Annotated in this window: 12 protein-coding genes and 1 pseudogene; all 13 read left to right on the top strand. The window is 44.3% G+C overall.

The features are described from left to right. The first annotated feature begins 82 nt into the window (after positions 1–82). The 13 genes and pseudogenes from asnS (at position 83) to DSOL_RS16050 (ending at position 12266) form a co-directional block, all read left to right on the top strand. Complete coding sequence (gene asnS / locus DSOL_RS16100) at positions 83–1474, top strand: asparagine--tRNA ligase (protein ID WP_075365852.1); 1392 nt, start codon at positions 83–85, stop codon at positions 1472–1474. Positions 1475–1705: 231 nt separating this feature from the next. After that, positions 1706–2461 carry a GntR family transcriptional regulator gene (locus tag DSOL_RS16095; RefSeq protein WP_345788393.1) on the top strand — a complete coding sequence of 252 codons (756 nt, stop codon included), beginning with the start codon at positions 1706–1708 and terminating at the stop codon, positions 2459–2461. Positions 2462–2481: 20 nt separating this feature from the next. Continuing rightward, entirely contained in the window at positions 2482–3141 is a 660-nt protein-coding gene (locus tag DSOL_RS16090; RefSeq protein WP_075365851.1) for a cobalamin B12-binding domain-containing protein, read from the top strand. A 233-nt stretch (positions 3142–3374) separates the two neighbouring features. Further along, a complete protein-coding gene (locus tag DSOL_RS16085) occupies positions 3375–3773 on the top strand; it encodes a DUF2284 domain-containing protein (protein ID WP_282433550.1) in 399 nt (132 codons plus the stop codon). Then, positions 3712–3930: a DUF2284 domain-containing protein gene (locus DSOL_RS29570; RefSeq protein ID WP_345788392.1), complete on the top strand. Its 219-nt coding sequence runs from the start codon at positions 3712–3714 to the stop codon at positions 3928–3930. The genes DSOL_RS16085 and DSOL_RS29570 overlap by 62 nt, the downstream gene beginning before the upstream one ends. A 102-nt stretch (positions 3931–4032) precedes the next feature. Beyond that, entirely contained in the window at positions 4033–4830 is a 798-nt protein-coding gene (locus tag DSOL_RS16080; RefSeq protein WP_075365850.1) for a dihydropteroate synthase, read from the top strand. A 66-nt stretch (positions 4831–4896) separates the two neighbouring features. Continuing rightward, entirely contained in the window at positions 4897–6069 is a 1173-nt protein-coding gene (locus tag DSOL_RS16075; protein ID WP_075365849.1) for a uroporphyrinogen decarboxylase family protein, read from the top strand. Positions 6070–6089: 20 nt separating this feature from the next. Then, positions 6090–6260, top strand: coding sequence for a hypothetical protein (locus tag DSOL_RS28035; RefSeq protein WP_170871533.1), 171 nt, complete (start codon positions 6090–6092; stop codon positions 6258–6260). Positions 6261–6310: 50 nt separating this feature from the next. Further along, complete coding sequence (locus tag DSOL_RS16070; RefSeq protein ID WP_075365848.1) at positions 6311–6937, top strand: cobalamin B12-binding domain-containing protein; 627 nt, start codon at positions 6311–6313, stop codon at positions 6935–6937. Positions 6938–7067: 130 nt separating this feature from the next. Next, positions 7068–8303, top strand: coding sequence for an MFS transporter (locus DSOL_RS16065; protein ID WP_075365847.1), 1236 nt, complete (start codon positions 7068–7070; stop codon positions 8301–8303). A gap of 100 nt (positions 8304–8403) precedes the next feature. Beyond that, a pseudogene (locus DSOL_RS16060) lies at positions 8404–9634 on the top strand (multidrug effflux MFS transporter). A gap of 75 nt (positions 9635–9709) precedes the next feature. Next, on the top strand, positions 9710–10387 hold the full coding sequence (locus DSOL_RS16055; RefSeq protein WP_075365846.1) for a DUF1638 domain-containing protein: 678 nt from the start codon (positions 9710–9712) through the stop codon (positions 10385–10387). 40 nt (positions 10388–10427) lie between these two features. Continuing rightward, positions 10428–12266 (top strand): ASKHA domain-containing protein, encoded by a 1839-nt coding sequence (locus tag DSOL_RS16050; RefSeq protein ID WP_075365845.1) that lies wholly within the window; start codon positions 10428–10430, stop codon positions 12264–12266. Positions 12267–12356 lie beyond the last annotated feature (90 nt).

Below are 12356 nucleotides of genomic sequence, written 5' to 3'. Positions count from 1 at the left end.
GGATATAATTATGAAGGAAATTTACTTCATTGAGTAAATTAAGAGACTCTTAGACCTTTAATGGGTTTTGAGGAGGAAAACTATGCAATTGGTAACCATTAAGGATATTTATAGAGAAACGGATCGGTTTCTCAATCAGAAAGTGGAACTTTCCGGCTGGGTTCGCACAGTGCGTTCGTCAAAGGCGTTTGGTTTTATTGAAATTAATGATGGGAGTTTTTTTGAGAACCTTCAAGTGGTGTTTGAAGAGAGCTTGGCAAACTTCGCAGAGATTGGGAAGCTTACGATTAGTTCCGCCCTGCGTATCCAAGGAACGCTTGTCCCTTCACCTGGAGCGAAACAGCCGTTTGAATTGAAAGCGGAAAGCATCGAGGTACTAGCGCTCTCGGCAGTAGACTACCCTCTCCAAAAGAAACGGCATACGTTTGAGTATTTGAGAACGATTGCGCATTTGCGTCCCAGAACGAATACGTTTGCAGCGGTTTTTCGAGTGCGTTCTGTAGTAGCTTATGCGATTCACAAGTTCTTTCAGGAAAAAGGGTATGTCTATGTTCATACCCCGATTATAACCGGTAGTGATGCTGAAGGCGCAGGAGAAATGTTTAGAGTGACGGCCCTTGATATGGCGAAGCCTCCCAAGGATGAAGCGGGCAACCTTGATTTTTCAAAAGACTTCTTTGGCCGAGAAACAAGCCTGACAGTGAGCGGCCAGCTTAATGTTGAAACATATTGCATGGCTTTCCGCAACGTATATACGTTTGGTCCCACGTTCCGAGCGGAAAATTCGAATACGGCGAGACATGCCGCCGAGTTTTGGATGATCGAACCGGAGATTGCCTTTGCCGATCTTCACGACAACATGAACTTAGCTGAAGAGATGATGAAATTTATTATTCAGTATGCTTTGGATAATGCACCCGAGGAAATGGCATTCTTTAACAACTTCGTCGATAAGACCTTGTTTAATCGCTTGGAAAATATCTTGAGTTCCGAATTTGGACATATTACGTATACTGAAGCTGTAGGACTGCTGGAGAAAGAAAATGCCAATTTTGAGTATCCGGTTCATTGGGGTATAGATCTTCAAACCGAGCATGAACGCTACCTGACAGAAAAGATCTTCAAAAAACCGGTCTTCGTATCCGATTATCCCAAGGATATTAAGGCGTTCTATATGCGTCTCAATGAAGATAACAAGACAGTGGCCGCCATGGATCTACTCGTTCCCGGAGTTGGAGAGATTATCGGGGGGAGCCAACGGGAAGAACGACTTGAGGTATTGCAAAGTCGTATGGAGGAATTTGGGCTTAACGCAGAGGATTACGGCTGGTATCTTGACCTGCGGAAGTATGGCGGCGTGAAACATGCCGGGTATGGGCTTGGTTTTGAGCGCGTTATCATGTATTTGACGGGGATGTCAAATATCCGGGATGTAATCTCCTTTCCGAGAACAGCTAACACTTGTGAATTTTAAGAGCTGTTCGCGTTACATGACTTTCAAGACAGATGTACTATTTAGGTACATCTGTCTTAGTTTATTGCACAATGATTATGGTGTCCCGATGCAGGCTATTTATGAGCATTGGGGATTCAAGAAACTATTCACTTAGAAACTGTTCGAGTTGACACCCTAATTTTGGCATGCTAGAATGAGCAATAGTTTGAATGTATAGACAATTATAATTAGGAATAGGTGTTTTTGGTGATTCATGAAGAAATGCCCATTGATAAGAGTTCAGTTATTCCCATCTACTATCAGCTATTTAAGTCGTTCGAAGAACAAATACGGCGGGGAGATCTAAAACCAGGGGAATCCTTACCGACGGAGAATGATATTGCGACGCGCTATGAAATCAGCCGAATGACAGTACGAAGAGCTATTTCCGAACTGGTGTCAGCAGGGATGGTTTATGCACAGCAGGGCAGAGGTACTTTTGTCGCAACCCCAAAATTGGATAATATTGTCTTTGAACTCAACGATTTTAATGAAGAAATCAAAAAGAGAGGACTAAATTATAAGACAACTTTACTAGAAGCTAAGATTATTAGAGCTGACGAGAACTTGAGAGCTAAGTTTCAAATCACTGAAGAACACAAGAGATTCTTATTTTTTCGAACGGTGCTATCTGCTGAAAGTGAGCGACTTTCCTACGAAGTGAAATATACAATCTATAGTAAGAGTAAACCGATCCTTGAATCAGAACTAAAAGACCCAAGTTTGCCCGGTCTGATAGCAGCTCACACGGAATACGTGCCTGTGAGTTCTAAAAAGGTTTTACAGGTTGCAGCATGCACCGAAGAAGAAGCATTGATTCTCGGGATCGCTCCTCAAGCCCCTGTTTTCCTCATTGAGCAGACAATATTTGATACGGAACTTAGGCCAGTGGGGTGGAGCAAAGCTGTGTACAGAGGGGATCGGTATAAGTTGACCAGTTATGATGGTTGGTATAAAAAAGATTAAGCTAATTGGGGGTTCTTAAGTTGGAAGACGAACTACAAATAGCGATGGCAGACCTTGACGAAGAAAAAACCCTAAGGCTGGTAGAAGAAAGAATTCTAGCGGGTAGCACCTCTATGGATATCATCGAAAGTTGTCGGCGGGGTGTGGAAATCGTTGGTGTAAAATACAGTGACAGTGATTACTTTCTGTCAGACCTTATTATGTCAGAAGAGATTCTAAAAGAGGTTATGCGAATTCTAGAACCGCATATACCGGTTAATGGATCGAATAATGGCTTTGTACCACCACCCATCGTTATGGGTACGATTGAAGGAGACATTCACGATCTCGGCAAAAATATTATAATTTATCTGTTGCGTTCATCAGGTTTTCAAGTTCATGACTTGGGTGTCGATGTGACGCCAGAGAGATTTGTGCAGGCTGTGAACGAAACGAATGCCCCGATCTTAGGGATTAGTGTTTTACTCTCCTTCTGCGTCGGCTCAATCAAGAAAGTCGTTGATCTTCTAATTGATGCCGGTTTGAGAGATAAGGTCAAAGTTGTGGTGGGCGGGTATCCAGTCAATCAGGAGGTCAAAGAATTCACGGGTGCCGATTTTTATGCTAACGATGTGACGGAAGCATTGAAAATCTATCGCGATATTTTAGAAGTAGCAGGGGGTTCAGTCTCAGAGAGGTGAGACTGAACCCTCTTAGCGTCCCAGAATATAATTGTAGTACGCTATTGACTGCGCGGATAAGTAGTGATAATATTTAGATAAATTAAATTGTCTATACATTCATATAAGAGTCAATTTTAAAATTTGCAAATAAGAATGTAAAGGAATTTAATTTTTTTACTTCAAGATTTGTATATACATCTATACATATAAAATAAATCACAAGCTGATCAACTTCTATGGAGGCTTATGAAATGAACGTAGATATAGACGATCTAGTTAGGGATGCATTGGCCTTAGGTGTAACCCATGCAGCAATAGCAACAGTTGCAGATATAAAATTCAATGAGGATTTCAGAACCCAATGTGAACAAAATGCATGCGGTACTTATAATAAAAACTGGATGTGCCCACCAGCGGTGGGGCAAATCGCTGAATTGAAAGAAAAAGTGTTGGGATTTAAACAGGGTTTACTAATTCAGACTGTGCATGAGCTAAAAAGTTCCTTTGACTGGAAAGGTATGATGGCGTCAGGTCATAAGCATACGGAGATCTTTAGAACTATTCTGGACAAGTTCGATATATGGTTCCTTGGAAATCTTGCCATTAAATGTAGGTCCCTGCACTTTTTGTTCAAGGTGTACATTTCTTGACAATGAGCCTTGCAGGTTTCCTGAAAAAGCTTTGTCTTCTGTAGAAGCGAGTGGAATTGACGTGATGGCCCTTGAGAAAAGCAGCGGAATACCCTATTACAATGGTAAAAATACAGTTTCGTATGTAGGGCTTATATTGTTCAATGCCGTTGAATGAACAATATAAGCATCTTCAGAAAGGGAGGTGATGGCGGGCGAGGTATAACAAGTTTGGATTGATTGCATAAACCAAAATTTTGGCTCAAGGAGGGTACAAAAGATGTTGATTATAGGCGAAAAGCTTAATAGCTCGATACCTAGTGTTCGCCAGTTCATTAATGACAAAGACACCGCTGCTATTCAGGATCTGGCGCTCAGACAAGCGGCTGCTGGTGCCGACTACTTAGATCTGAATACAGCACAAGGGGACGAAGTGCCTAACATGGAGTGGCTTGTGCAAACAGTTCAAGAGGTAACCGATGTTCCATTATGCATTGACAGCACTTCGGCTGTGGCCATTAAAAAAGGCTTAGAAACGGTTAAAGGGGATAAGAGTAGGGTTTTAGTTAACTCCATATCGTTGGAAAGAAATCGTATTGAAGAAGTACTGCCACTGGTGCTTGAATACCAATGCTCGGTAATTGGTCTAACTTTGGATGACAATGGCATTCCGAAAACGGCTGAAGAAAGAATTGTACTTTCTGAACGACTTGTCGAGATATTAACGAAGAACAATTATGATTTAACCCGTCTATATATAGACCCACTGGTCCTTCCGCAGGCTGTCAGCCACACCAATGCAACGATGTTTTTCAAGTGCCTTACGGATATCAAGCGCCTATTTAATGTCAAGACAGTCTCAGGATTAAGCAATATATCCTTTAATTCTCCTAAACGGAAAATCGTAAATCGTCACTTTTTGACTATTTGCATGGCGTTTGAGATGGACGCTGCAATTCTTGATCCTCTAGATCGAAAAATTATGACCTCAGTCATCACGAATGATTTCCTGATGGGCAAGGATCGCTTTGGCAAGAAGTTTTTAAAAGCCTATCGCAGCGATGCGTTAGAAGACTAAGAGTTTTATTTTTTAGCTCAGTGTTTAAAATTTGATATTTGAGAAGGTAGGAAGGGGAAAGCAAGTATGAATGAAAAGGAAATGCTTTATCAGAAGAGATTAGAACGCTACACTACTGCCATGGATTGTGGAAAACCGGATATGGTTCCCGTTGCTTTCGGAATCGGGGAATGGGTAGTTAAGTATACAGGTACTACTCTCCAAGAGATCTATTATGATCTCGATAAAAGTAACAGTATTGTAAGTGAAATGTTACCGGGTTTGGATTTCGATCTTTTCAAGGGTGGTCCTTCATTATGGTGGCCGCCGATGTTTGATGCGATGGGGTCAAAACTATATAAGTTCCCAGGTATTGGGGTGGACGAAAACTCAACGTTTCAATTCAATGAACAAGAATATATGAAAGCGGACGACTACGACGAGTTCATTGCCAGCCCGACCGAGTGGCTCGTTAATCACTATTTACCCAATATCAGCAGTGAATTGGCCAATCCTGGATCGTATAGAGCAACTGTGGCCCTGATCAAAGGGGCAGCAGCCTTTGCCATCTCTGGTGGTATGATGGGAGCGGCATGGGGAAAATGGACCGTGGATCATGGGATAGTTGGGCAAGGAACAGGGTTTACCAAAGCACCGTTTGATACTTTAGGTGATGCTCTGCGGGGAATGAAAGGGGTTCTCTTGGATCTTCGTCGACGACCGGAGAAAGTTTTAGCCGCTTGTGACGCCATTACCCCTCATAATATCAATTGTGGTGTGGCTGGGGCCGGAGCAGATACGCGCTTCCCTTGTTTTGCCCCCCTTCACCGCGGAGCCTATCCTTTCCTCAATCCTCATCAATGGGATACCTTCTACTGGCCCTCATTAAAAGCGACGATCGAAGGTCTGTGGGCTAAAGGGAAACGAATGTTATTTTATGCTGAAGGAGACTGGACTCCGTATCTTGAGAAAATTGCTGAATTACCTGATAAAAGTATTATCTTTCAAATTGATACCACTGATCCTAAAAAGGCTAAAGAAATTCTGGGTGGTAGGTTCTGTCTTCAAGGTGGTGTGCCGACGACACTGTTAACTTACGGTACACCGGAAAAGGTCAGAGAGCAGGTTAAGAGATCCATTGATGAATTGGCCGGTGATGGTGGGTTTATCTTGGATTCTGGTGGAGTCGTCATGGGGGATGCAAAACAGGAGAATGTTATTGCCATGATCGAGGCAGGCCGAGAATTCGGTGCTTATTAGAAGGATAGGAGGGAAAATCAATGTCTGAAAAAGAAAAACTTTTAAATCCTAATCCTGGTGTTTGTGTGCCGTGGGAAGTCAAACTGGAGGAATTTGAAAATTTTCCGGGGAATGAGGAAATTGTTAAAAAAGAATGGGAAAAGTTAGATGACTTTGCTTATAATTTTATTTGGTTTTGGGCGCAGCGCTAGCAAACCGAGACTGAGACGTTTGAAGTTAATTCAGAAGGAGTGGAATAATTATGCTAACAGATTCTTTATCTAAGGCAATTGCGGAATTAGAAGAACAGCAAGTGGCGGAGTTGGTCAAGGAGCGCTTAGACAACGGAGTAACTCCCTTAGAAATTGTAAATTCGTTGCAACAAGGTATGGCAGAGGCTGGTGGTCGATTTGAATCAGGTGAATATTTCTTAGGCGAACTGATTATGTGTGGGGAAATTATGCAAGATTCCATGGTGGTTTTAGAACCACTCTTGAGCGGAAGTAATGCTGAATACAAAGGAAATATTGTCATGGGCACAGTGAAGGGAGATATCCATGATTTAGGGAAGAACATCGTCGTTATGCTTCTTAAAGGGTCGGGCTATAATGTCATAGACCTAGGAGTGGATGTCCCGAAAGAAAAGTTTATTGAGGCCATTCAGGAATCAAAGGCACCTCTTGTGGGTATGAGTGTTCTCCTTACTGGCTGCCAGGAATCCATGAAAGAAACAATTGAAGCCATTCGAGCGGCTGGCTTGGATACTAAGGTTTTGATAGGCGGTAACTATATCGACGATGTTGTCAAGGACTATGTGGGTGCGGATTACAGTGCTCAGGCAGCTACTGATGGAGTTAAGATCGCGGATGAGATTTTTAGCGTTGCGTAAGAGGACTCTCTAGTTGGCGGCTGGAAATCGCTTAGATCTAACGAATGGTTTAGAGAGGCCTTTCAGGCCTCTCGAGCCTCTACTCTTGAGTAATTATAGCTTGCTATAAAAGAGGGGAGAGACTATAATCATGAATATCGCGCAAGATAATTCAAAGCCTTCGTCGTATCGTTGGGTGATTCTTCTGGTCATGTGGTTGGCAACGTTTATCGGCTGCCTTGCTCAATTTCAAGTTGCAGCTCTGGCCTTTAAGATTATCCCTGATTTACATCTCACATCGTCTCAGTTTGCGCTGATCATGTCCGCGCCCATGTTGCCTGCAGTGCTCCTTAGTCTCGTAGCAGGTTCACTGGCAGATCGGTTCGGCGTGAAAACCGTTGTCACAGTGGGATTTGCCTTTTCTGTAGTGGGAGTGTACTTCCGCTATGTTGCCACTGACTTCACGACACTCTTTATCATGATGGTTTTAGCTGGGCTCAGCTCAGCCTTGCTCAATGCTAATGCTGCAAAGCTGTTAGGAGCGTGGTTCCCCATGGAGAAGATGGGGACAGCTATGGGTCTCTACTTCTCGTCCGCTGCCACTGGCATAACAGTCGCTTTAGCAACGTCCGCGATGTTTCCAACCATTAAAAGTGCCTACATTGCAGCAGGTGTTTTCATGCTCATCGTCTGGATTGCCTGGATGGCCTTGATTAAGGCCAAGCCCAAAGGTGCACCTGAAATGCCGGTGATGCCTGTGACGAAATACATTGGTGTTGTTGCCCAGAGCAAAAACGTTTGGCTCGTCGGTTTGGGAATGATGTTTTTCATGGGCGCTAATATGGCCTTCAGCGGATTTCTCCCCAATGCCCTGAACGCTGTACGTGGGGTGGACCCAGTCACTGCCGGATTGATGGCTTCGATCGTGACGATTGGGACCATGCTAGGCGCCATTGTTGGCCCAGCCATGTCAGACCGTGTTGGTAGAATCAAGCCTTTCTTGGCCCCTATATGCATTCTGGGAGCTCTCACCATGTATGCGGCTTGGATTGTACCGACTGGGGCGGTCATGTGGGTGACCCTCTTCGTTCTAGGAATCTTCATGGGAATCAGTTCACCGTTGTTAATGACCTTCCCAATGCTACTGCCGGAAATAGGCCCCGCCTATGCTGGTACTGCTGGTGGAATGATCGCTACCCTTCAACTACTCGGTGCTTTCATCATCCCTGCCTTTATTATCACCCCGTTGGCTGGCTCGAACTTCAGCATGTTATTCGGCCTAAGCAGCTTATTCTTCTTATTGCTAGGCGTTGTGTCCTTATTCCTACCTGAACTTGGATCTAAAGCACGGGCACAGGTTGGGAAAACCTCTGCACAATCCGTCTAAAAAATTAGGAGGCGCCTTAAGTGTAGGTGCCTCCTAATCAATACGTTTAACATTAGCACTTTCGGGGGCAAAGGCTATAGAATGGAGTCTTATAGAAACAATGACAACCAAAACTAATTTAAGAGATGGAATTCGAAAACCCCAAAGATACTTAGGAGAAAAAGGACTCATCGTCTTAATAGCCTTTCTAAGTGCTTTTATCCCTTTATCAACTGATCTATATCTTCCCGCATTACCCCGGATGGCTGAGAATTTTAAGGCCGCTCCAAGTTTAATAAATCTTACCTTAATATTGTTCTTTCTTTTTTACGCTGCTGGTACTCTTGTTTGGGGGCCTCTTAGTGATAAATATGGGCGCAAACGCATCTTGGTGATAGGACTTGTACTTTACACGGTAGCAAGTGCCCCTGTGTGCCTTTTCGGGTAACGTCTACCAACTTATCATTTTTCGTGTTATACAGGCCATTGCTAGTGGCGCAGCTACATCTGTGGCCCAAGCGGTGGTGAAGGACAGCTATTTCGGTCGCAAACGAGTATCGGTTTTGGCACTGGTTTCATCAATGGCTATGATTTCTCCGATCGTTGCTCCAGTAGTAGGCGCCTTGATACTAAGATTTACCTCATGGCGAGGGGTATTCATGGTGTTAACGGTTGTCGGTCTTTTGATTACAATAGCGGGTATCGCCATGGAAGAAACTATTGATGAACGTTATGAAGGGACTATTATCCAATCGATTGGGCGATTAGGAATCGTGGCTAAAAACCCGGGATTTGTCACCCTATTGTTTACATTTTCATTAATGGGGATTCCGATGATGTCGTATATTTCATCATCATCCTATATTTATGTGAGTCAATTTGGTTTAAGTGAACAGGTATACAGTTATTTTTTTGCGGCCAATGCGTTTTTTATGGTGATAGGTCCGATGCTTTATATGAAACTATCCCAATATTTTAAGGCAAATTCGATCATAAGTGCCAGCTATGTTATCTCCTGTATAAGCGGGCTTCTGATCAGTACTATTGGAAATCACAGTCCCTGGATTTTCGCCCTGTCTTTATTGCCCGCCACACTGGCCGGTAGTATAACTCGTCCCCCAAGTGCTAATCTGATGCTAGAGCAGCAGAAGGGAGACACGGGAGCTGCTGTGTCCCTCATGTCTTGCACATTTACTGTCTTTGGTAGCATAGGGATGATCATAATTTCCTTGAATTGGGCAAACCGAATTAGGGTCATGGGGCTAATGTATATGGTTCTTGCCTTGGCAAGTTTAGGGCTTTGGAGTCTGATCTCCAAAAAATCGTTTGTTCAGAAAGTCTCTTGCGAATAATAAGTGCTTACTCATGATTGTCCAATGATACTTTAACATTTATCAGCAACTGAACGAGTGGAAGGGGTTGCTCACATGAAAACTGTTGCCATAGCCTGTCGTACTATAGAAGATGAAATCAATGTGGTCTCCAGGACTTTGTCTGACCCGCTCCCCATCGTTTGGGTGGAATCCGGCCTGCATAATTTCCCTGCAAAGCTTAAGGAAAGAATTCAACAGGAGATTGACAAAGTTAGTAGTGGGGTAGAGAACATCCTTCTCCTGTATGGATACTGTGGTAATAGCATTGAAGGTCTCGTGACACTCCAGGCTCAGTTGGTGGTGCCCAAGGTGGAAGACTGTATATCCTTGCTTTTGGGGGGGAATCAGATTCGTCGTGATCTCAGCCGCGAGGTTCCTGCCTTTTATTTGACGGATGGCTGGCTTCGCTACGAGAGCAATATTTATTGGGAGTACGAACAGTGTCTTAAAAAATATGGTGAGGCTAGAGCCCTGCGTATTTTTAAAGCCATGTTCGCGCATTACTCTACGCTCAATTTCATTGACACTGGGAGTTATGATTTGACGCCTGTCATGAAAAGAACCGCCGACTTAGCTTTGAATTTAAACCTTGAGCAAGCTATTGTGCCTGGCACTTTAAGATTAATCACCAAGGCATTGCAAGAGGAGTGGGACGAGGACTTCCTAAAAGTTCCGGCGGGCGTACCCATACACCTCGGCTTTGGAGAGGCTACTTCGGTCAGTCAACGTTAAGGGCTTTACAAACTAGTTTCAAAGTAAAGGAGTGACAGAGATGGTTGATATTACCTTTTTACCCTCCAATAAGGTTGTCCAGCTTGAGGTTGGGACTACTATCTTGCAAGCCGCTATATCGGCTGGAGTGCAAGTTGAAAGTACTTGTGGTGGCAAAGGAACCTGTGGTAAATGTAAAGCACAAGTTATGACAGAAATTCCATACTTGACTTCACCAACTGAAAAGAAGTTTCTGAATGCTTCCGAATTAGAGGCTGGCTGGGTTTTGACTTGTCAACACACCTTGACTCAAGACATGACAATTAGACTTCAGGAACAGAAGGATGTTCATCAACGGAAGACTGATTTTGCTGGGGTGGTTCATACGGCTTTAGCTCCCAGTGTACGAAAGTATTTCGTAACACTAACTCGACCAACGGTAGAGGATCAGACTCCAGATTGGGATCGGTTGGTTTCCTCTTTACCAGCTCCGCAGGCTATTGGCTTTAGCCGCTCTGTGGCGGCAACGTTACCAAAGGTGTTACGACAGGGAGAATTTCAGCTAACGGCGGTCTTGGATGGGAACAGACTGTTGGCAGTGGAACCCGGCGATACAGTGGGGCGTTGTTTTGGTGTGGCCATCGATATCGGAACGACGACTGTGGTTGTCTATCTTATGGACCTGAATAAAGGTACGGTCGTCACTAGTGGTGCGGTGACAAATCCTCAGCAGGCCTTTGGTGCTGACGTAATTTCTCGGATCACTCATGCGTCGAGCGGTTCTGATAAATTGAGAGAGTTGCAAGAGAAAGTGATCGGTGGCCTCAATGGAATTATCTCTCAATTGTGCCAAGAAAGAGGGATAAGGACTGAGGAAATCTATCAAGCTGTGGTAGTAGGTAACACGACAATGGCTCACTTATTTTTGGGAATTGATCCTACTTATTTGGCTCCAGCGCCGTTCATTCCGGTTTTTCGACAAGCAGTTGGAGTTGAGGCTAGAGAGTTGGGACTGAATATTCTCGGAATTGGAATGGTAGTAGTGCTTCCCAATGTGGCGGGTTATGTCGGTTCAGACACGGTTGGGGTCATGTTAGCAACGGAAGCGGATCGCTTACCAGGGGTTAGTCTCATTGTTGATATTGGAACGAACGGCGAGATGATTTTGACGGGCAAGGATCGCCTTCTCACTTGTTCGACAGCAGCTGGGCCGGCCTTTGAGGGTGCTGAGATCAAATATGGCATGCGGGCTGCAGAAGGTGCTATTGAAGGAGTGCGTATAACCACGGACGTCGAATTGGAGGTCATCGGAGGGGGCAAGGCACGGGGGATTTGTGGCTCGGGTCTCATCGATGCAATCGCAGAAATGTTCAAGGTCGGAGTTATTAGTCCTTCTGGTCGGTACGCTTTTGAACCGAATCAATTAGAAAAGCTACCTCCCCTGGTGCGCGATAGAGTGCGAAAAACCGAGCGGGCAAACGAGTTTGTGCTGGTATGGGCTGAAAATTCGGCGACAGGCGAGGACATTGTACTCTCGCAAAAGGATATCCGGGAGATGCAACTGGCTAAAGGAGCCATCATGGCAGGGATTATGATTCTCGTACAGGAAATGGGAATCGTTCCCCAGGAGATTGACAGGGTACTCTTAGCAGGGGCCTTTGGCAATTATATTAAGAAGGAAAGTGCCGTTGTTATTGGTTTATTACCGGCTCTACCGCTGGAACGGATTCACACGATTGGCAACGCCGCCGGAGATGGGGCGAAAATGGCCTTACTGTCGATGGAAGAGAGAGCAAGGGCAGACATTCTAGCTAAGATGGCGGAGCACATTGAACTTTCTAATAGGAATGAATTTCAGCAAGAATTTATTAAAGGACTGGATTTTAAGGGGGACAACTAAGTTAAACTTAAATTTTGCATGGTATCAGACTTAGTTATAGTCATATGAGGTCTGGATGAACGGCTGAAACAAACAAATAAGGTTAATGGA

The sequence above is a fragment of the Desulfosporosinus metallidurans genome (assembly GCF_001936615.1).
Classification (GTDB): Bacteria; Bacillota; Desulfitobacteriia; order Desulfitobacteriales; family Desulfitobacteriaceae; genus Desulfosporosinus; species Desulfosporosinus metallidurans.
The sequence above is the reverse complement of the archived record's forward strand: the minus strand, read 5'-3'. Positions and strand labels throughout refer to the sequence as shown.